The 20,865-nt window shown below is 42.7% G+C and carries 21 protein-coding genes; 15 read left to right on the top strand and 6 right to left on the bottom strand.

What is annotated here, in order from left to right; genetic code table 11:
* The first annotated feature begins 78 nt into the window (after nucleotides 1-78).
* From map to carA, 10 genes are all read left to right on the top strand, one after another.
* Nucleotides 79-879: a type I methionyl aminopeptidase gene (gene map / locus FEF09_RS07360; protein WP_012789308.1), complete on the top strand. Its 801-nt coding sequence runs from the start codon at nucleotides 79-81 to the stop codon at nucleotides 877-879.
* A 114-nt stretch (nucleotides 880-993) separates the two neighbouring features.
* Nucleotides 994-1,212 (top strand): translation initiation factor IF-1, encoded by a 219-nt coding sequence (gene infA, locus FEF09_RS07355; protein WP_012789309.1) that lies wholly within the window; start codon nucleotides 994-996, stop codon nucleotides 1,210-1,212.
* Between the two features lie 26 nt (nucleotides 1,213-1,238).
* Nucleotides 1,239-1,355 (top strand): 50S ribosomal protein L36, encoded by a 117-nt coding sequence (rpmJ, locus tag FEF09_RS07350; protein ID WP_012789310.1) that lies wholly within the window; start codon nucleotides 1,239-1,241, stop codon nucleotides 1,353-1,355.
* A gap of 39 nt (nucleotides 1,356-1,394) precedes the next feature.
* The gene (gene rpsM / locus FEF09_RS07345) at nucleotides 1,395-1,775 is read left to right on the top strand and encodes a 30S ribosomal protein S13 (RefSeq protein ID WP_146304511.1); all 381 of its coding nucleotides are present in this window, start codon (nucleotides 1,395-1,397) and stop codon (nucleotides 1,773-1,775) included.
* Between the two features lie 92 nt (nucleotides 1,776-1,867).
* Nucleotides 1,868-2,269, top strand: a complete 402-nt coding sequence (gene rpsK, locus FEF09_RS07340; RefSeq protein ID WP_012789312.1) for a 30S ribosomal protein S11 — start codon at nucleotides 1,868-1,870, stop codon at nucleotides 2,267-2,269.
* 163 nt (nucleotides 2,270-2,432) lie between these two features.
* Nucleotides 2,433-3,038 (top strand): 30S ribosomal protein S4, encoded by a 606-nt coding sequence (gene rpsD, locus FEF09_RS07335; RefSeq protein WP_146304510.1) that lies wholly within the window; start codon nucleotides 2,433-2,435, stop codon nucleotides 3,036-3,038.
* A gap of 126 nt (nucleotides 3,039-3,164) precedes the next feature.
* Nucleotides 3,165-4,160, top strand: coding sequence for a DNA-directed RNA polymerase subunit alpha (locus tag FEF09_RS07330; protein ID WP_012789314.1), 996 nt, complete (start codon nucleotides 3,165-3,167; stop codon nucleotides 4,158-4,160).
* Between the two features lie 72 nt (nucleotides 4,161-4,232).
* Nucleotides 4,233-4,715, top strand: coding sequence for a 50S ribosomal protein L17 (rplQ, locus tag FEF09_RS07325; RefSeq protein ID WP_146304509.1), 483 nt, complete (start codon nucleotides 4,233-4,235; stop codon nucleotides 4,713-4,715).
* A 175-nt stretch (nucleotides 4,716-4,890) separates the two neighbouring features.
* Nucleotides 4,891-5,718, top strand: a complete 828-nt coding sequence (locus FEF09_RS07320) for a hypothetical protein (protein WP_146304508.1) — start codon at nucleotides 4,891-4,893, stop codon at nucleotides 5,716-5,718.
* A 95-nt stretch (nucleotides 5,719-5,813) separates the two neighbouring features.
* Nucleotides 5,814-6,923 carry a glutamine-hydrolyzing carbamoyl-phosphate synthase small subunit gene (carA, locus tag FEF09_RS07315; protein ID WP_146304507.1) on the top strand — a complete coding sequence of 370 codons (1,110 nt, stop codon included), beginning with the start codon at nucleotides 5,814-5,816 and terminating at the stop codon, nucleotides 6,921-6,923.
* 610 nt (nucleotides 6,924-7,533) lie between these two features.
* On the opposite strand, the gene FEF09_RS07310 is transcribed toward carA, so the two are convergent.
* The gene (locus FEF09_RS07310; protein ID WP_146304506.1) at nucleotides 7,534-8,760 is read right to left on the bottom strand and encodes a pyridoxal phosphate-dependent aminotransferase; all 1,227 of its coding nucleotides are present in this window, start codon (nucleotides 8,758-8,760) and stop codon (nucleotides 7,534-7,536) included.
* A gap of 155 nt (nucleotides 8,761-8,915) precedes the next feature.
* Nucleotides 8,916-9,308: a DUF1573 domain-containing protein gene (locus FEF09_RS07305; protein WP_012789319.1), complete on the bottom strand. Its 393-nt coding sequence runs from the start codon at nucleotides 9,306-9,308 to the stop codon at nucleotides 8,916-8,918.
* A gap of 207 nt (nucleotides 9,309-9,515) precedes the next feature.
* Here FEF09_RS07305 and FEF09_RS07300 point away from each other — a divergent pair, with 207 nt between their 5' ends.
* Nucleotides 9,516-11,915 (top strand): thiamine pyrophosphate-dependent enzyme, encoded by a 2,400-nt coding sequence (locus tag FEF09_RS07300; RefSeq protein WP_146304505.1) that lies wholly within the window; start codon nucleotides 9,516-9,518, stop codon nucleotides 11,913-11,915.
* Nucleotides 11,916-12,338: 423 nt separating this feature from the next.
* Nucleotides 12,339-13,049 carry a response regulator transcription factor gene (locus FEF09_RS07295; protein ID WP_146304504.1) on the top strand — a complete coding sequence of 237 codons (711 nt, stop codon included), beginning with the start codon at nucleotides 12,339-12,341 and terminating at the stop codon, nucleotides 13,047-13,049.
* A 98-nt stretch (nucleotides 13,050-13,147) separates the two neighbouring features.
* Here the strand turns inward: FEF09_RS07295 and FEF09_RS07290 are convergent, their stop codons facing one another.
* Together FEF09_RS07290 and FEF09_RS07285 are read right to left on the bottom strand one after the other, a co-directional pair.
* Nucleotides 13,148-13,858 (bottom strand): YebC/PmpR family DNA-binding transcriptional regulator, encoded by a 711-nt coding sequence (locus FEF09_RS07290; protein ID WP_012789322.1) that lies wholly within the window; start codon nucleotides 13,856-13,858, stop codon nucleotides 13,148-13,150.
* Between the two features lie 159 nt (nucleotides 13,859-14,017).
* Nucleotides 14,018-15,523, bottom strand: coding sequence for an amino acid permease (locus FEF09_RS07285; RefSeq protein ID WP_146304503.1), 1,506 nt, complete (start codon nucleotides 15,521-15,523; stop codon nucleotides 14,018-14,020).
* Nucleotides 15,524-15,723: 200 nt separating this feature from the next.
* Between FEF09_RS07285 and FEF09_RS07280 the strand changes: the two genes are divergently transcribed.
* The 3 genes from FEF09_RS07280 to FEF09_RS07270 all read left to right on the top strand — a co-directional run bounded on the left by FEF09_RS07280 (nucleotide 15,724) and on the right by FEF09_RS07270 (nucleotide 19,138).
* Nucleotides 15,724-17,079, top strand: coding sequence for a dicarboxylate/amino acid:cation symporter (locus tag FEF09_RS07280; RefSeq protein WP_146304502.1), 1,356 nt, complete (start codon nucleotides 15,724-15,726; stop codon nucleotides 17,077-17,079).
* A gap of 137 nt (nucleotides 17,080-17,216) precedes the next feature.
* On the top strand, nucleotides 17,217-17,861 hold the full coding sequence (locus FEF09_RS07275; protein WP_146304501.1) for a DedA family protein: 645 nt from the start codon (nucleotides 17,217-17,219) through the stop codon (nucleotides 17,859-17,861).
* A gap of 38 nt (nucleotides 17,862-17,899) precedes the next feature.
* Nucleotides 17,900-19,138, top strand: coding sequence for an MFS transporter (locus tag FEF09_RS07270; RefSeq protein ID WP_146304500.1), 1,239 nt, complete (start codon nucleotides 17,900-17,902; stop codon nucleotides 19,136-19,138).
* A gap of 54 nt (nucleotides 19,139-19,192) precedes the next feature.
* Here the strand turns inward: FEF09_RS07270 and FEF09_RS07265 are convergent, their stop codons facing one another.
* A complete protein-coding gene (locus FEF09_RS07265; protein ID WP_146304499.1) occupies nucleotides 19,193-19,654 on the bottom strand; it encodes a MarR family winged helix-turn-helix transcriptional regulator in 462 nt (153 codons plus the stop codon).
* A 260-nt stretch (nucleotides 19,655-19,914) separates the two neighbouring features.
* On the bottom strand, nucleotides 19,915-20,853 hold the full coding sequence (gene mdh, locus FEF09_RS07260; protein ID WP_146304498.1) for a malate dehydrogenase: 939 nt from the start codon (nucleotides 20,851-20,853) through the stop codon (nucleotides 19,915-19,917).
* Between the last annotated feature and the right edge of the window lie 12 nt (nucleotides 20,854-20,865).

The raw sequence follows: 20,865 nt of genomic DNA, 5'->3' as shown, positions 1-20,865 counted from the left end.
TTTATGTGGTTACGATCATTATTGACACGATGTGCAAACGCACTTTCGAAACTGAACTTTCCGAACCCGTTTTTTAGTATGGTGCATTATAAAACTAAAGAAGAAATTGAGCTGATGCGTAAAAGCGCATTGCTTGTGAGTGCTACGTTGGAAGAAGTGGCTAAGCATCTGAAACCGGGTATGTCTACCCTTGAGATTGATGCAATTGTGGAGAATTTCATCGTTGCTAACGGCGCCGTTCCTTCATTTAAAAATTACAAAGGATTTCCAAAGAGCTGTTGCATCTCTGTGAATGCAGAGGTGGTACACGGTATTCCGAATTCTTATGTATTACAGGACGGTGATATCGTCAGCGTTGATGTTGGGGTATTACTGAACGGATATCATGGCGATAGTGCATATACTTTCGCTATCGGTAATGTGAAGCCGGAAGTGCTGGAACTGATGAAAGCAACTAAGGCAGCATTGTATAAAGGTATAGAAAAAGCGGTGGCGGGTAACCGTATTGGTGACATCGCACACGCTATTCAGGATTATACCGAAAAACAGCGCGGTTACGGCGTTGTTCGTGAGCTGGTAGGACATGGACTGGGAAAGAACCTCCACGAAGATCCTCAGGTCCCAAACTACGGTAAACGAGGCAGCGGTCCTATCATGAAGGAAGGTCTGGTGATAGCAATTGAACCAATGATCAACCTGGGCGTAAAAGAGGTGGAATATATGGAAGATGGCTGGACCGTAATCACACGGGACGAAAAGCCTTCTGTACATTTTGAACACAACGTGGCCGTAATGAAAGGCAAACCGGACATACTTTCTTCATTTGAAGGTATCGAAAGGGCAGAAAAGAACAACCCTGCTCTTAGTTCAAGTCACTGATTATCAATGATTAACCGTGAATAGAAAAAATTATCCACAATAATTGTTCGCGTTTAATTCATTAATTTTTCTTTTTCTTAAGATTTCACTATCTTTGCAGTCCTAAAAATTTTTATGGCAAAACAGGCACTCATTAAACAGGATGGAATAATACTAGAAGCCTTGTCTAACGCTATGTTCAGAGTAAAGTTAGAGAACGGGCATGAGATTTTGGCGACCATTTCCGGTAAGATGAGAATGCACTATATCCGCATCCTGCCTGGTGACAAAGTAGGGGTTGAGATGAGTCCATACGATTTGAGCAGAGGCAGAATCATATTCAGATATAAATAACAATACAGACTTATAATTTATAACTTATGAGGGTAAGAGCTTCCATAAAAAAAAGAAGCGCAGATTGTAAAATCGTGCGCAGGAAGGGTAAATTGTTGGTGATCAACAAAAAGAATCCCCGTTTTAAGCAACGTCAGGGATAATCTATTTAATAAAGTAACAAAGTAAATTAAACTACAAATATGGCACGTATAGCCGGTATCGATCTTCCTAAAAATAAAAGAGGAGAAATTGGCCTGACCTACATCTTTGGTATTGGTCGTTCTACCGCTCAATATATTCTGGAGAAATCTGGTATAGACTTCAACAAGAAAGTTAAAGACTGGAACGATGATGAGCAGGCTGCAATCCGTAACATTATCAACGGTGAGTTTAAAGTAGAAGGTCAGCTGCGTTCTGAAGTGCAGATGAACATTAAACGTCTGTTGGATATAGCTTGCTATCGTGGTCTTCGTCACAGAAAGGGCTTACCACTGAGAGGTCAGCGTACCCGTACCAATAGCCGTACCCGTAAAGGTAAACGTAAAACGGTTGCAGGTAAGAAGAAAGCGCCTAAGAAATAAACTTGATAATACAAATAACAAGTTCCGGTTTCCAGTAGTCGTATATATGGCAAGAGGAATCTGGAACCTGGAACCTGGAATTTTATACAATTATGGCAAAAGCACAAAATACAAAAACTGCTGCTAACAAAAAGAGAGTAGTTAAAGTTGATAACTACGGTGATGTTCACATCTCTGCTAGCTTCAACAACATCATCATCAGCATTACCAACAAACAGGGTCAGGTTATCTCCTGGTCTACTGCAGGTAAGATGGGCTTCAAAGGTTCTAAAAAGAACACTCCATATGCAGCTCAGCTGGCTGCTTCTGACGCTGCAAAAACAGCAATGGAAGCAGGTCTGAAAAGAGCTGATGTTTTTGTAAAAGGCCCAGGTGCTGGTCGTGAAAGCGCAATCCGTGCGATCGCTAACTCCGGTATCGAGGTTAACATGATCAAAGACGTAACTCCTTTACCTCACAACGGTTGCCGTCCTCCTAAGAAGAGAAGGGTATAGGATTCAAGATATTCTGTGGTATTTCGAAAGTGGAAGGACTGGGATATTTTCGGTCTGCTGCTTTCGAATTTCCGCTTGAGAGTTTTATTAAATAATGGGTATATGATCAGGTTTAAGATTTTTTAAAGATCATATACCGGAACTAAAAAATCTATTAAAGAAAATGGCAAGGTATACAGGACCAAAGACCAAGATCTCCAGAATTTTTGGAGAACCGATTTTAGGAAACGGTAAATATTTAGGCAAGAACAGTAACCCGCCGGGTCAGCACGGTGTAAGCCGTAAACGTAAACAGCTGGGCGAATACGCACTGCAGCTGCGTGAAAAACAGAAAGCGAAATACACTTATGGTGTACTGGAGCGCCAGTTCGCTAACCTGTTCGTTGAAGCTAACCGTCGTAAAGGTGTTACCGGTGAAGTATTGATCAAATTGCTGGAAGCACGTCTGGATAATGCAGTATTCCGTCTCGGTATCGCTCCTTCCCGTCCTGCTGCACGTCAGTTGGTTTCTCACAAACATATCACTGTTAACGGCCAGGTAATGAACGTTCCTTCTTACCAGCTGAAACCAGGCGATATCATCGGTCTGAAAGCATCTGCAGCAACCAACACCGCTATTACAAGTAATATCCGCGGTAAAAATCCTAAATTCAGCTGGCTGGATTGGAATGAAAAAGAACTGAAAGGTACTTTCATTGCATATCCTGAGAGAGAGAGCGTTCCTGAGAACATTAAGGAGCAGCTGATAGTAGAATTGTACTCTAAATAATAATATGTCTTTAGCCGTTAAGCATGGGTCATTAGTTGCCAGCGTATTTAATGTACGCAGGTTGCTAAAGGCTGCATGTTAATGGCTAAAGCCAGTTTTACATAAACAATTAAACTTAACATATCAATGGCAATTCTGAATTTCCAAAAGCCTGATAAGATCGTTTTGCAGAAGTCAACTGACTTTGAAGCTCAATTCGAATTCCGGCCGTTAGAACCGGGTTACGGTGTGACTGTGGGTAATGCGCTGCGTCGTGTGCTCCTGTCATCTCTGGAGGGTTATGCCATTGTGGGAATAAAGATTGAAGGTGCTGATCACGAGTTTGCAACTTTAAAAGGAATCACTGAAGACGTAACTGAAATCATCCTGAATCTGAAACAGGTGCGTTTCAAACGTATCGTTGAGAACGAAGTTAACAACGAGAAAATTCAGATCTCCATTAAAGGTAAAACTGAGTTCCGCGCTGACATGATCGAAAAAGCAACCAGTGCTTTCCAGATCATGAATCCTGAATTGCTTATCTGTACGCTGGATCCATCTGCAAAGCTGGATATCGAATTAACTATCGGTAAAGGCCGTGGTTATGTGCCAGCTGAAGAGAATAAACCTAAAGATGCCGTTTTCGGTTATATCGCGATCGACTCTATCTTTACGCCAATCAAAAACGTAAAGTATAGCATCGAGAACACCCGTGTGGAACAAAAGACTGACTATGAGAAACTGATCATGGAAGTGATCACTGATGGTACTATCCACCCGGAAGAAGCTGTAAAACAAGCCTCCCGTATATTGATTCAGCACCTGATGATCATCACCGATGAAAACATCAGCTTCGATACTAAAGACACTGAGAAGGAAGATGTGGTTGACGAACAGACACTGCAGCTGCGTAAGATCCTGAAAACGCCGCTGGAAGATCTGGATCTGAGCGTTCGTGCCTTCAACTGTCTGAAAGCAGCTAAGATCAACTCTCTGAGCGAACTGGTACAGTACGAGCAGGAAGAACTGATGAAGTTCAGAAACTTTGGTCAGAAATCCCTCAGCGAAATCGAACAGGTACTGAACGAAAGAGGTTTACATTTCGGTATGGATCTGTCCAAACTGAAATTAGACGAAGAATAGTCGAAATCAATTAGAACATAAGTACCCTGTAATTCCTGACACGGTACAGGGGAATCTTAAAAACAAAGCGTCATGCGTCACGGAGTAAAATTAAACCGCCTCAGCAGAACTTCTGCTCACCGTCAAGCCCTGTTATCTAACCTGGCTATGGAACTGATTAAGCACAAACGTATCACTACCACCCTGGCGAAAGCTAAGGCGCTGCGTGTATATGTTGAGCCACTGCTGACAAGAGCAAAGAATGATTCTACCCACAACCGTAGAATTGTGTTCAGCTACCTGCAGGATAAAGAGGCAATCAAAGAACTGTTCGGTGCTATCAGCGAGAAAATCGCTAACCGTCCAGGTGGTTACACTCGTATCATCAAATTAGGCAAACGTGTTGGTGACAACGCGGAAACTGCGCTGATTGAACTGGTAGACTTTAACGAAATCTACGGTAGTAAAGTTGAAGCTGAAGCAGCTCCAGCTAAGAAAACACGTCGTGCTGGTGGTAGCAAGAAAAAAGCTACTGAAGAAGGCACTACTTCTACTGAAGAAAAAGCAGCTGAATAATCATTTAGCATTCGCTTCAATTCATAAAGAAAGTCCCGGAGTTTACTCCGGGATTTTTTTTTGCGGCTTTACTTCGATCTATAAAAGCGGATATAGATTAATTATATTTTTTTGTAATATCGTGGCTGGAAATGAAAACCACGGGAAGATCCGTTTAAAAACTACTCTATATCTTATGACTTACCTGAAATGTAAAAGTTGCGGGCACTACAATGAATTAAAATCAGAATTTCTCACCTTTTGCGCCGAATGTGGCAAAAAACTGCCTGCTAATTATGCTGACTGGAAATTAAAACATCCGGATGGCAGCTTTGAGCAATTCCAACAGGAAACCGGTATAAAGCCTAAAAAAGCGAGAACCAACCATCTTGGCTTATTACAGCAACGTTACCTGGCCTGGGCCGGCAGACGTGGCGTTATTATCACTATTATTCTTGTTATCGGACTGGCAGCTGTAGCTGGCGGATATATTGGAAAGAAGGTCGTATTTAACCTGATCTATCCGAAAATCAATAAAGCATGGTTATATTCTTCCTGGGAGACAGTCAAAATAGGTCGTCAGACTATCGAGATCAGCACTCCCATGCATCTGGGAGTAAATGACAGGCCACTGGCTCCGGAGATAGCCCAGTTCGTAGAATATGCCAAGAGCTACCGGAACAGGGTAGAAGAGGGGATGCAGGTAGAAGTGAACATGTATAGCTATCGCCCGAATGTATCTAACGATCTGGAAGTAGCAGGAGCGGCAGCCGCTACAGAAATGAAAAAGAATCAGGAAATCTCTGACCTGCAATATAAAACTGATACGCTGACACAAAATGGTATGTCGGCTTTATTACAGGAGGGAAGTTTTATATATAAGAATGGAATCCGCCTTGCTTTTTCTAACCTGTTGATGGTGAATGGTCAACATCGCTGGGAGGTTGTAATCAGGTACCGGGAGGACGATACTGTAGCATTGGCAACCGCACATCGTATTATAAAATCAATTGATGTCAAATAATTGAGTGGAAAGATTAACAATTATTGGGCGGAATTCTTAATTGTTAACCATTTATTCAATAACTTTGCACGATTTTTTAAAACGAAAAAATAAGCATGCCTCAGACTAGATCGATCCAGCCGGCCGTACTGTTATTAGATGACGGAACGGTATTTTACGGAAAAGCTTTTGGTAAAATAGGCACCGCCGCCGGTGAATTGTGTTTTAACACTGGAATGACAGGATACCAGGAAGTATTTACGGATCCTTCATACAAAGGCCAGGTACTGATCATGAATAATTGTTACGTAGGTAACTACGGCGTTAAGAAAGACGACGTAGAAAGTGACGATGTGAAGATCAGTGGATTGATATGTAAAAATATCGCTTACAATTACTCCCGTCAGATGGCTGACGGTTCTCTGGAGAAATTCCTGTCAGACAATAACCTGGTTGCGATCCACGATGTAGACACCAGAGCGCTGGTTGCTCATATCCGCAGCAAAGGTGCGATGAACTGTATTATTTCTTCTGAGATCCTGGATGTAGAGCAGCTGAAAGCGAAATTGCAACAGGTGCCTTCTATGGAAGGACTGGCGCTGTGTGCAGAAGTATCTACCAAAGAAGCTTATAATGTAGGTAATCCGGACGCTGAAATCCGTATTGCAGTGCTGGATAATGGTGTAAAGCGTAATATGCTGAAATGCCTCTCTGAGAAAGGTGCTTATCTGCAGGTATTCCCGACAGATACTCCATTTGAAGAGTGTGAGAAATTTAAGCCAAACGCATATTTCATCTCTAACGGACCTGGTGACCCGGCTCCTTTGAAATATGCAGTTGACACGGTTAAGAAGATCCTGAACGCAAATAAACCGATGTTCGGTATCTGCCTTGGACATCAGTTGCTGGCACTGGCAAATGATATCCCAACATATAAAATGCACCATGGTCACCGCGGTCTGAATCACCCGGTAAAGAACCTGGCAACTGGTCGTTGTGAGATCACTACCCAAAACCACGGTTTTGCTGTAGATCCGAAAGCGATCGCTGCAAGTGAAACAGTAGAAGTAACACACGTGAATCTGAATGATTCTTCTATAGAAGGTATCCGTATCAAGAATAAACCGGCATTTTCCGTACAGTACCATCCGGAATCAACTCCTGGTCCTCATGATAGCCGTTATTTATTCGACGACTTCTTTAATATGATCAAAGCGAACATGTAAATCTGCTGAAGATAAAAATAAAAGAGGCGGTCCTGATTGCAGGCCGCCTCTTTTTTATTAGCTATAATTTGTCGGTAGGTGTATTCGGTATAAGGGAGGTTTTTTATAAAAGACTGATTATCAACTATCTTTTTCAGTATAGGACAAAAAAATACGGCTCCGTGATCGGAGCCGTTTGCCTTTATAAATTCCACGTTATGAAAAACTGATACAAAAATACGGTATTTTGCTAAAACGTTTTAGTTTCTATCTAACTTTTTTACAGAAATCTGATAAATCATACTTCCGTGTTATTAATTCTGCTTTTTCAGAATTATTGATCGAAGTTCCACAATCTAAAACGCTTATCGAAATTATTAAGGTTAAATTTATGCTAAACAAGTGTTTCTCTATTCTTTCCCCTCATTACTGTCTCACCTGTTTGCTTGCCTTTCGCACTTCAAATATACAAAGAATATTGAAGTAAAAAACATTTTATGCGATAAAATTTGCATTTCGTTAGAAATACATTTACATAGAATTTTTCATAATGTAAAAAAAGGGCCTTTTTGGCCCTTTTTTAATCTAAAACAGAAAATATCTATTATATAGAATTTAAAATAATGTGTTTTTATTGCTGACCGGCGAGTATTGTTTCTTTTATGGCTGTACGACCCGGATACACTTCAAGTGCTTTTGCAAGACAAATCATCGCTTTTCTGATATCGTCAGTATTGAGTACATAAGCAAGACGTACTTCGTCCGTTCCCAGTCCCTGAGTGGCATAGAAACCGGTCGCAGGGGAGAGCATCACTGTTTGTTGCTCGTAAGAGAAAGACTCCAGTAACCATTGACAGAACTTATCTGAATTGTCAATTGGCAGTCTGGCAATAGCATAAAATGCTCCTCCCGGATTAGGACAGAAAACGCCGGGAATATCATTCAGCATACTAACCAGCACATCACGACGGCTCAGGTATTCTGCCTTAATCTCGTCGAAATAGTCCAAAGGAAGGTCAATTGCAGCTTCGCCCGCTATCTGTGCGAAAGAAGGAGGGCTCAGACGAGCCTGAGCAAATTTCATCACAGCATCCAGTACAGTCTGGTTTTTTGTTACCAGCGCACCGATTCTGCCTCCGCAAGCGCTATAACGTTTAGAGATGGTATCCATCAGGATTACATTTTCTTCCAGACCTTCAAGGTTCATGGCAGAAAAATGCTCACCGGTATAGCAAAACTCACGGTATGCCTCATCAGAGAAGAGGTAGAGGTTATGACGAAGACACAGTTCCTTTAATACGGAAAGTTCTTCTTTACTATATAAATAGCCGGTTGGGTTGTTTGGGTTGCAGATCATGATCGCTTTTGTGCGGGGAGTGATCGCTTTCTCAAATGCTTCCATTGCCGGAAGGGCAAAGCCAGTTTCGATATTTGCGGTGATGGTGCGTACATGTACGCCTGCCTCGATTGCGAAACCGTTATAGTTCGCGTAGAAAGGTTCAGGAACGAGTACTTCGTCTCCGGCATCAAGGCACGCCATAAAGGCGAACAGGATCGCTTCGGAACCACCTGTTGTAACGATGATCTGCTGATGGTTCAGCTTGATACCGAACCTATCATAATAAGTCACCAGTTTCCGGCGATAACTTTCGTTACCTGCACTGTGACTGTATTCAAGTACTTTGAAGTCTGAATGACGTACTGCATCCAGTACTGGTTTTGGTGTTTCAATATCCGGCTGGCCGATATTGAGGTGATAAACCCGGGTTCCGTTTTTCTTGGCTGCTTCTGCGTAAGGAACCAGCTTCCTGATAGGAGAAGGTGGCATTTGCTCCCCTCTCTTACTAATGGTAGGCATAAATTGTTTTGATTTTGAGTATACAAAGGTAGTGGTTATGGGGCGATCTGCGGCTAAGAATGATAGACGTGGAGATAGCTGTTTATCTGGCATAAAAAAACGCCTTACAGAGTCACTGTAAGGCGTTTTTTACGTTTTATAAGGTGGTTGTAGTATTAGTTTTCAACTGTACCTGTCAGGTGAAGTTCTTTGTCCTGATCAACACCTTTCAACCTTACCCAAACAGTTTTGTTCTGCTGGCCAACGCTGTTAGCACTGTAGCTGGCAGTTACTTTACCTTTTTTACCTGGCAGGATTGGCTCTTTAGTCCAGGTAGGAGTGGTACAACCGCAACTGGCACGTGCAGTTTCGATCAGTACTGGTTCCTTGGTAGTGTTTGTGAATTCAAAATCAACAGAAACTGGCTTGTTCAGTTTGGTTTTACCGAAATCGATAGTTTCCTGTTTGAATTTTACTTTTGCATCAACAGGGTTTCCGGTCTGTGTCTGCGCCCAGAGAGCTGTTGTTAACAGCATGCTCGCAAATAGGGATAAGATAAATTTTTTCATGTATAATGTGGTTTTAAAACGATTGGTTAAAAAAAAGATCATCGTTTACTTACTAACAAATTTACAGCCAAATTTAATGTCGAACCTAAGAATTTATTAAAATCTTATTAAAAAAAATCCAATTATTTTACGCATTACATTTTCAGACCTTTTGCAACTGTATAATTAACTATAATTAACCTTACTTTTGTACTTTAACAAAGAGGCATGATAGAAAACAATGAACTGACTATGAATATGGAAAGCCGGTTATCATTCGATGAATTTCGGAAAGAAGTACTGAATGATTATCGCCTGGCCTGCGAAAGCAGGGAAGTTAGTCTGCTGGCCCGTAAGGAAGTACTTACCGGTAAGGCCAAGTTCGGTATTTTCGGAGATGGAAAGGAAGTGGCACAGATTGCCATGGCCAAATATTTCCAGCCTGGTGATTTTCGCTCGGGTTATTACCGTGACCAGACTTTTGCCTTTGCTACAGGTATTGCTACGCCAGAACAATTCTTTTCACAGATGTATGCCGACCCTGATCTGGCGAATGAGCCATTTTCAGGAGGACGCCAGATGAATTCCCATTTTGCTACACCTAATCTTGCAAAGGATGGTAATTGGCTGGACCTGACCAGTATCAAGAACACCGCAACAGATATGTCGCCCACTGCCGCACAGATGCCACGTGCGCTGGGACTTGCCTTTGCATCCAAGTTATTCAGGGATGTGGAAGTATTGAAAGAGTTCTCAAAACTGTCCAACAACGGTAATGAGATCTGCTTTGCTACTATCGGCGACGCATCTACTTCAGAAGGACATTTCTGGGAAACTATGAATGCCGCCGGGGTATTACAGGTACCATTGGCTGTATTTGTATGGGACGATGGGTATGGTATATCTGTGCCGCGTAAATACCAGACTACTAAAGATTCAATCAGCGCCGCACTGGAAGGATTCCGTAAAACGGAAGATTCTAACGGTTTTGATATTTATACAGTGAAAGGCTGGGATTATGCAGCCCTGTGTGAAACCTTTGAAGCCGGTATCCGGAAGATGAGAGAGACACACATACCTGCATTATTCCATGTTGAAGAAATGACGCAACCACAGGGACACTCCACCAGTGGATCTCATGAGCGTTATAAGAGCAAAGAACGGCTGTCGTGGGAAAAAGAATTCGACTGTAATCACCAGATGAGACAGTGGATTCTGGAAAATGCCCTGTCGGATGAAGCTACCCTGCTGGCAGTTGAAGCAGAAGCAAAAACAGTAGCGCAGAATGCACGCAAAAATGCATGGGAAAAATATATTACACCTATCCGTCAGCAGGTACAGCAGATGTTGAGCTATGGTGAAGCCGTAGTTGGATTACCTGATGTAAACAGTGATCTGGTAAGTGAATTATTGAAGGAGCTGAGAGCAAATCGTGAGCCACTGAGACGCGATGTGCTGAAAACCGCTGCTACCATTCTGTTCGCACACAGACGTGTAAAAGCGCCTGCCATGGATGCACTGAAGCAGTATTACGAGAATCTGCTGGCGAGCGAAAAGAATAACTATAACTCCCTGTTATATGCTGAAGGCGTAAACTCTGTGCAGAATGTTCCGGTAGTGCCAGCGGAATATGACAACAGTGCGCTTCCGATAAATGGCTTTGAAGTACTGAATAAATACTTCGATCAGCTGATCGGAAACAATCCGAAAGTATTCGCTTTTGGAGAAGACGTAGGTAAGATCGGTGATGTGAACCAGGGATTTGCTGGTTTACAGCAAAAGCATGGTAAGGAACGCATCTTCGATACCGGTATCCGTGAGCTGACTATTATGGGACAGGGTATTGGTATGGCACTCCGTGGATTACGTCCTATCGCAGAAATACAATATCTGGATTATCTGATCTACGGCCTGCAACCACTCAGTGATGATGTGGCCAGTCTCCAATACCGTACAAAGGGTATCCAGTACTGTCCTATCATCGTTCGTACGAGAGGTCACCGTCTGGAAGGCATCTGGCATTCAGGTTCTCCGATGAGTATGATCCTTGGTTCACTGAGAGGTATGAATGTATGTGTGCCTCGTAATATGGGACAGGCCGCCGGTATGTACAATACGCTCCTTGCGGCTAACGAACCTGCACTGGTGATCGAATCTTTGAATGGATACAGGCTGAAGGAAAAACTGCCATTGAATCTGGATACTTTTACAGTGCCATTGGGTGTACCTGAAGTTATACACGAGGGTACAGATATTACCATCGTATCATATGGTTCTACACTGCGTGTTATTGAAGAAGCCATCCGGTCTTTGGAGAAATTCGGTATTTCCTGCGAACTGGTAGATGTGCAGACCTTATTGCCATTTGATATCAACCATCAGATCGTGGAATCTCTGAAGAAGACCAACCGTATTCTCTTTGTTGATGAAGACGTTCCGGGGGGAGGTACAGCTTATATGTTCCAGCAGGTAATGGAACTGCAGGGTGGCTATAAATGGCTGGATGTTGCACCAAGGACACTGAGTGCACAGGCACACAGACCTGCATATGGTTCAGATGGAGATTACTTTTCCAAACCGAATGTGGAAGACGTGATCAGGGTAGTAATGGAAATGATAGAAGAATAATCACTGATTATAAGAAAACGCAAGGCAAATGCCTTGCGTTTTTAATTTGTTGTGTAGGTTGTAGGTTTAAGAAGATGTTAATGTGTGCAGCAAATATTATAAATTCCTTTTATGATAAATGTATTATAAAATAATTGAATAATTATTTAACATAGCAAGCTGTCCTATACTTCCTGATAAGATTAACCAAATGTTATTTCCTATTTTTAGTGATAATTAATATATTAGACATGCTTATTTTTCGTTAGGTTGCGAATGAACGAAATGAATGGATATACAGTACATCGTGTCGCCAAAATTTGAAAGAATAAAGCTAAATTGGATAAACATTTAGTCCACGTTAAGAGTTAATAATTCGTCATTTTGTAACACTATTTTGTCAGGAAATGACTTCTAAATTAACCATCAACCCAAATCCCATTTATGAAAGCAGGAGTTCTGTTAGTAGAAGACGATCATTTTTTCGCCAAAGTCATCAAAAGCCATCTTGAAAAAGCCGGCTATCTTGTAGTACATTGCTCTGACGGAGAAGAGGGGTGGAACACTTTCCAGGAACGCCCATTTGATATTTGTCTGTTAGATGTTGTCATGCCGGGAATGGATGGATTCGCCCTTGCCAGAGAGATCAGGGATAGAAATGAGAACATACCTATTATTTTCACTACCTCAAGATATATGGAACAGGATAAACTGAACGGTTTTGAATGTGGTGGAGATGATTATCTGGTAAAGCCTTTCAATATGGAAGAGTTACTTTGCCGTATGGATGTATTCATGAAAAGAAGCCGTCTGCTGCAAAATGACAAGCAGATTATATTTAAACTCGGAATGCTGATCTTCAACTATAGCGAATTCAAGATATATCATCCTCCAACCAGCCAGACCATCAATTTGCCCCCCAAGGAAGCTGAATTACTGAAATTCCTTTGTGATAATCCTAATAAACGCCTGAAACGGGAAGGTATCTTACTGAGCGTATGGGGGAACGATGATTTCTTTACCGGCCGCAGCATGGATGTATATCTGACCCGTATCCGGAAGCATTTCAAACTGGATAATACCATCAAATTAGAAACTATACATGGCAAGGGACTACGTCTTGTCATTGAAAGCGAAGTATGCCGCGTGCTCTGATCAACCTGCAAACCTGCGACTCATCAACTGATTATAAATAAAAAGAAAGGCCTCGTCACAAGACGAGGCCTTTCTTTTTATTATCCTTACAAGGAGTATTAACGGAGGTTGTGGAAAACCTGCTGTACGTCATCGTCCTGTTCCAGACGATCGATCAGTGTCAGTACTTCTTTTGCCTGTTCTTCGTTCAGTTCAACAGTAGTAGTAGGAATACGTTGCAACTCCGCACTGATAGGAATGATATTTCTTTCTTCCAGTGCCTTGGACATATTACCAAACTCAGTAAATGGTGTATGCAGCACGATATTACCTTCGCTGTCCTCACCGATTTCTTCCAGACCAGCATCGATCAGTTCCAGCTCCAGGTCTTCCAGGTTCTGGCCTTCATTTTTGATCTTGAATACACCGGTACGGTTAAATATGAAACCTACGGAGCCACTGTTACCAAGCGTACCGCCTTCTTTATTGAAATGCATGCGCACGTTCGCAACTGTACGGGTAGTATTGTCGGTCGCAGTTTCTACCATTACAGCTACACCATGCGGCGCATATCCTTCATATACAACTTCTTCATAGTCTGTCTTATCCTTACCCATCGCCCTTTTAATAGCCGCTTCTACACGGTCTTTAGGCATGTTTACACCTTTGGCGTTCGCTATACAACGGCGGAGTGCGGGGTTATTTTCAGGATCAGGACCTCCTCCTTTTACTGCAATCGCTATATCCTTGCCTATCCTGGTAAATTGTTTGGCCATCCTGTCCCATCTGGCAAACATGGTGGCCTTTCTTACTTCAAATATTCTTCCCATAGTGGGTATAATTAATTATTAAGAAAATCGAGACGCAAAAATAGTCACTTTTATAGTAATAATAAGCTTCTTCCGCTCTCTTAAAACAACAAGGCCGGAAAATCATATGCCTTTGCAGCCTGATTTTCCGACCTTGTTATCTGTATTGTGAGAATAATTTTATTTCTGACCCATTTTTCTGGCCTTACTGTTCTTCACGCTATAACCAAAATAGATAGCGAAACCGATCAGCAGCCATACGATAAGACGTGCCCAGTTCTCAATACCCAGACTGACAATCATAGTCAGACAGAAGATTGCACCCAGTATCGGAATAAATGGTACTGCAGGAGTTTTGAATGCACGTGGTAAATCAGGATTGGTCTTTCTCATCACGATCACACCCAGACAAACCAGTACAAATGCAAACAGGGTACCGATGCTCGTCATATCACCCACAACGCTGTCCGGAACGAATGCAGCAAACAGGGATACGAAAACAAAGAACAACAGCTGAGATCTGTATGGAGTACGGAATTTAGGATGCAGATTGGAGAATACTTTTGGTACCAGACCGTCATTAGACATGGAGTAGAATACTCTTGTCTGACCTAACAGCATCACCAGGATCACGGAAGAGAAACCAGCGAGGATAGCCACCGTTACAAATGTGGATAACCACTGATAACCTGGCATATAAGTATCAATTGCATAAGCTACGGAAGCTTCACCACCCTGTTTCAGGAAGTCCTGATAAGGAGCGATACCAGTCAGTACATAAGAGAAAAGGATGTAAAGTATAGTACAGATAGCCAGTGAAGCAAGGATACCTACAGGCATATTTCTTTTAGGATTCTTTGTTTCCTGTGCAGCAGTCGAAACTGCATCAAAACCAATGAATGCAAAGAATACAACACCAGCACCTCTCAATACCCCTGGTATCCCATGGAACCAGAAGTCTGCATAATTCACCACTTTACCGTTGTGCATAGTTACGGAACCAGCATCAGCAGGAATAGTAAATGGCGTGTGGTTAGCCGGGTTGATAAACTGCCATCCCAATATGATCAGCAGGATTACGATAGCTACTTTGGTAATAACGATGATGTTATTAACAATCGCAGAACCCTCGATACCACGGATCAGTAACAGAGACAGGATTAATAATATAAATACCGCAGGTACGTTCATAATACCGTGAACGCCTGCATCGGAAATTTCGAAAGGACTGTGAGACCACTCGTAGGGTATCGCAAACCCGGGTCCGAATACCTTTTCAAGCAATTTGTTGAGATACTGCGACCAGCCAATAGCCACGGTAGCAGCACCAAGCGCATATTCCAGCACAAGATCCCATCCAATGATCCATGCAATAAATTCACCCATTGTAGCGTAAGAGTAAGTGTAAGCACTACCGGCGATAGGGATCATTGAGGCAAACTCAGCGTAACAAAGACCTGCCAGGGCACAACCAATAGCAGCGATAATGAAAGAGATAGTAACAGCCGGACCTGCATGTTGTCCCGCAGCAGCCGCTGTTCTTACAAAAAGCCCGGCACCGATGATAGCGCCTATACCCAAAGCTATAAGTGATCCTGCACCTAATGTACGTTTGAGACCTTTCTCAGATTCGGACGCTTCAGCTAATAACAGGGAGATTGGCTTTTTTACAAAAAGTTTGCCCATACTAATTGAGATATTGTGGTTGACGTTTAAGTGGTTTAGTTTTGTTGTTTCGTTTTATTACAGATCGCCAAATATAAATATCAAAAAGCAAACCCTCAGCTTTTATTTTACAAATGAGCTTACAACTTTACAGTACTAACCTTATTTTTGGGGAATTTTAGCATTTAGCATAAATATTAATTGTAATTAAAAGGCAAGGAATGAAGAGATCCAACCGGCTTACCTTATTTATATTCATAGCCATGGTATTGGGTATCCTCACAGGATACATTGTGAACGTGAACTACACCGAAATATACGGTGGTGGCGCTCAGGAGACAATAACTGACAATGGCATCCATGGAGGATTGTCCGGGTATATCACAGGATTGAATACAGGAAGAGGCAAGACCGGAGAGACCACAATTCTGAAATTCGCAGATAATATTTCGATTCTTACTGATATATTTTTACGACTGGTAAAAATGATCATCGCTCCGCTCGTCTTTTCCACTCTGGTAGTGGGTGTGGCTAAATTAGGCGATATTAAAGCGGTGGGACGTATAGGTGGTAAAACCATGTTATGGTTTATTTCGGCTACTTTCATTTCCCTGTTTCTCGGACTGATTCTGGTAAACATCATGCAACCAGGTCACTCCCTGAACCTGCCTTTACCTGATACACATGCCAGCAGTGGTGTAGCTGCATCCAGCATGACCCTGAAAGGATTTTTCCAGCACGTATTCCCTGATAGCGTGATTAACGCGATGGCACACAACGAAATTCTCCAGATAGTCGTGTTTGCACTATTCTTTGGTGTAGCCACTGCCGCTATCGGTACTGCAGGCGATATCGTTGTGAAATTCATGGACAGCGTAGCGCACATCATGCTGAAAGTAACCGGCTATGTAATGAACTTTGCTCCATTCGCCGTATTTGGCGCTATGGCAGCGATCATTTCACAAAAGGGATTAGGCATTCTGCTGACCTATGGAAAATTCATCGGTCAGTTCTACGTAGGGCTAGCCGCTTTATGGATCGTATTGGCATGCGCCGGGTTTGTCGTACTTGGATCCAGGGTATTCACTTTACTCGGTCTGGTAAAAGATCCGTTATTACTGGCTTTCAGTACTGCCAGCAGCGAAGCAGCCTATCCGCGTACCATGGAAGAACTGGAAAAGTTTGGTTGTGATAAACGTATCGTTAGTTTCGTATTGCCATTGGGTTATTCTTTTAATCTGGATGGTTCTATGATGTACATGACGTTTGCCAGCCTCTTTATAGCACAGGCATACAGTATGCATCTGGGCATTGAACAACAGATTTCTATGTTGCTTGTACTCATGATCACCAGTAAGGGGATTGCAGGTGTACCGAGAGCTTCTCTCGTAGTAATCGCCGGTACCCTGTCCATGTTTAACATTCCGGAAGCAGGCTTATTGCTGCTACTCGGGGTAGATCACCTGTTGGACATGGGCCGTTCCGCAACCAATGTGATTGGTAATGCAATGGCTACTGCAGTTGTTTCTAAATGGGAAAACTCACTGGTGACCGGGCCGGCGGGCGAGTTAAAGTAAGTATAACAAATCAATAACAGTTTTATGCTTATTTTGCCCATTATCTGTGGAATACGATGCCCGACAGGCATGTGATGCGGAAGGAAGGCAGTGTAAGCACCTATATTAGTACCTGATTTCGAGATTATAAAGAACATATGGACCAGTTTATAGAGTTATTCAAGCACCTTATTAACCCCCAATGGATCATTGATCATGGTGGATTGTATTTATTACTGCTGATCATTTTCGCGGAAACCGGCCTCTTTGTTGGTTTCTTCCTTCCGGGAGATTCATTGCTTTTTGTAGCTGGTATCTATGTTGGATTACTTAGTGAAAGCTTTTATAATGTGCCTTTCGTATTGATCATGGTGATGATCGCGTTGGCAGGAGTAATTGGAAACTACGTCGGATTCTGGTTTGGCCGGAAATCAGGACCCTTGCTCTTTAATAGAAAAGATACCTTCTTCTTTAAAAAGAAACATCTTTATCAGGCAAAGGAGTTTTATGAGAAATATGGTGGCGGTGCAATCTTCCTCGCCCGCTTCCTGCCTATCATCCGCACGTTCGCTCCGATTGTGGCGGGTATCGTACAGATGGAACAGAAACGCTTCATGTTCTTCAACATCATCAGCTCTTTCTGCTGGGTGTTTTCCATGATGCTGGCTGGTCACTATCTGGACAAAGCTTTTCCTTCTTTAAAAGAACATCTGGAACTGATCATAATTATATTAATAATTATTACTACATTACCTGTTCTTATTAAACTATTCTTTGGAAAAAGCAAAACATCCACATCCTGATCCTGTGATGTGAATGGACTAATAATTATTTCACTGTTATGAAACCGGGTAAGAGCACCTCAACGATTTTCAATGTGGCTGTTTTAGTCGCCTCATTGGGTTATTTCGTAGATATCTATGATCTTTTGCTGTTTACGATCGTCCGGGTGCCCAGTCTGAAGGACCTTGGGGTATCTCAGTCAGAAATTGACACGGGTGTCGGACTCTTACTGATCAATATCCAGATGCTGGGATTACTGCTGGGCGGTATTTTCTGGGGCATTGTGGGGGATAAGAAAGGTCGTTTGAAAGTGCTGTTCGGGTCCATTCTGCTTTATTCTGTTGCCAATATTGCTAACGGCTTTGTTACGGGAACCACTGGTTACCTGTTCTGGCGTTTTGTCGCCGGATTGGGACTTGCCGGTGAATTGGGCGCAGGTATTACCCTTGTCGCCGAGATCCTTCCAAAAGAAAAAAGAGGCTATGGTACAATGATCGTCGCCACTGTCGGCGTATCCGGTGCTGTAGCGGCCAACCTGATTGCCAAACTGGTACCGGACTGGCGTTACTGCTACTTTATCGGTGGAGGTCTGGGATTGCTGTTGTTATTCCTGCGTATTAGCGTAATGGAGTCACATATCTTCAATCAGACCGCTGAAAGTAAAACTCCGGGCAGAGGCCAGTTCTTCGCATTGTTTAATAACAAAGCGCGTTTTATTAAATATCTGAAATGTATCCTGCTTGGTACTCCTACATGGTTTGTGGTAGGTATCCTCGTAGCATTCTCTAATAAGTTCGCTATTGAAATGGGGGTAAAATCACCCATCGATCCGGGTAATGCGGTTGCCTTCTGTTATGGCGGACTGGTACTCGGCGACTTCTCCAGTGGTTATCTGAGTCAGTTGTTAAAAAGCCGTAAGCAGGTGATGTTGATCTTCCTCGGACTAACTGCCGCCTGTGTAGCCCTTTATCTGAATCTTTTCGGTGCAGAGGAATGGTTGTTCTATACTGTTTGTTGTGTATTAGGTTTCAGTGTAGGCTTCTGGGCCATCTTTGTCACCATTGCAGCGGAGAGCTTCGGTACTAACCTGCGTGCAACTGTTGCTACTACGGTACCTAACTTTGCAAGGGGCATGCTCCTGCTGATTACGATGGGCTTTAAAGGTTTACAGCATTATGTAACTTATCTCCAGAGCGGGATAATTATTGGTGTGATCTGTATCGCCATTGCGATAGTGGCGGCTTACACCGTAGAAGAGACGTTTGGAAAAGACCTTAATTACGTAGAGAAATTATAAAAAATAGGGTACTGATTGAGTAGTATTACTCAATCAGTACAATGTTCACCACTATTAATAGCGTGTGAGAATCTTGTCCAGCAGTAGGTTTAGCTGCGCAGCTTCTTCTTCCGTAAGCGATAATTTCAGAGAATCTTCTAAATCAGGCAGGTCCTGATCGACTATTTCCAGCAGTGCCAATCCTTTTTCTGTGATCTGTACATCTACGGCTCTGCGATCTACTTCACTACTTTTTCTTTCTACCAATCCAGCTTTACGGAGACGTTCGACAAGGCGGGAAACGTCACTCATCCTATCCAGCATTCTTTCCTTTAAAGTATTGATATTAGCTGCCTTAGGATGCTGTCCGCGTAGTATGCGCAAGATGTTGTATTGCTGCATGGTGATGTCAAACTTCTTGAAGAATTGTTGATGACGTGACACGATCCAGTTGCCGACGAAGATGAGACCAATTAACCCTTTATTATACTCGCTGGTAAAATTTTTCTGCGAGATCAGTTTTTCTATGTTTGACATAAGTGAGAATGTAGTCGGGTTAAAAATACGAATAATCAATCATGCATTTGGCAAACAAAACAGCAGGTTTTGTATAATAGCCGTTGAAACGAATGTAATGAAACTTTTTAGTCACCAAAAAGTATTTATTCCGGGGATAGCAGGAGAGAAGGGGAAAAGAGAGGGTTTATACTCAAAAAGGGGCATAAAGAAAGGCTGACTGGTAGCCGGGCATTTTTGGCTACTAGTCAGCCTTTTATATTAGGATCAATATATTATTGTCAGGCAACAACCTTCATGTTGTCCAGCACATCCATCACTTCCTTAACGTGTGTGGCAGAGGTATTCAGCAGTTCTTTTTCGCTGTCATTCAGTTGGAGTTCCAGTATCTTTTCAATACCGTTTTTGCCAAGTACAACAGGAACGCCGAGGTAAATATCTTTCAGGCCATATTCGCCGGTCAGCCATGCGCAACAAGGGAATATTCTTTTTTCATCTTTCAGAATGGCTTCTACCATCTGAGCAGCCGCTGCGCCAGGTGCATACCAGGCCGAAGTACCCAGCAGATTTACGATTTCCCCTCCGCCTACTTTGGTGCGTTGAATAATGGCTTCCAGTTTATCCGGAGCAACGAGTTCTGTGACCGGTATTCCAGATACGGTCGTATAACGTGGGAGTGGCACCATTGTATCTCCATGACCGCCCATCAGGATGGCCTGAATATCTTTAGGGGAGCAGCCTATTTCATCTGCCAGGAATGCACGGTAGCGGGCGGTATCCAGAATACCGGCCATACCGAATACCTTGCTGCTGTCTTTTTGTGCAGTGAGGAATGCGCAATATGTCATTACATCCAGTGGGTTGCTCACAACAATGATCACCGCATCCGGAGAGTATTTGCTGATATTTTCCGTAACTGACTTAACGATATTGGCATTAGTGGAGATCAGGTCATCCCTGCTCATACCCGGTTTACGGGGTAAGCCGGATGTGATCACAACCACATCACTGTTAGCCGTTTTCGTGTAATCAGAAGTAACACCCGTCACCTTTGTGCTGTAATAATCAATCGGGGCCTGTTGCCAGGTATCCAACGCTTTTCCTTCTGCTGTACCTTCCTTAATATCCAATAACACAACTTCCTGTAAGAAATCTCTGTGGGCCAGCACATTAGCACAGGTTGCGCCTACATTACCAGCTCCTACGACAGTAACTTTCATCGTTTGTATAAA

Source organism: Chitinophaga pinensis (assembly GCF_007896845.1).
GTDB lineage: Bacteria > Bacteroidota > Bacteroidia > Chitinophagales > Chitinophagaceae > Chitinophaga > Chitinophaga pinensis_C.
This window is presented reverse-complemented; position numbering and strand designations above follow the sequence as displayed.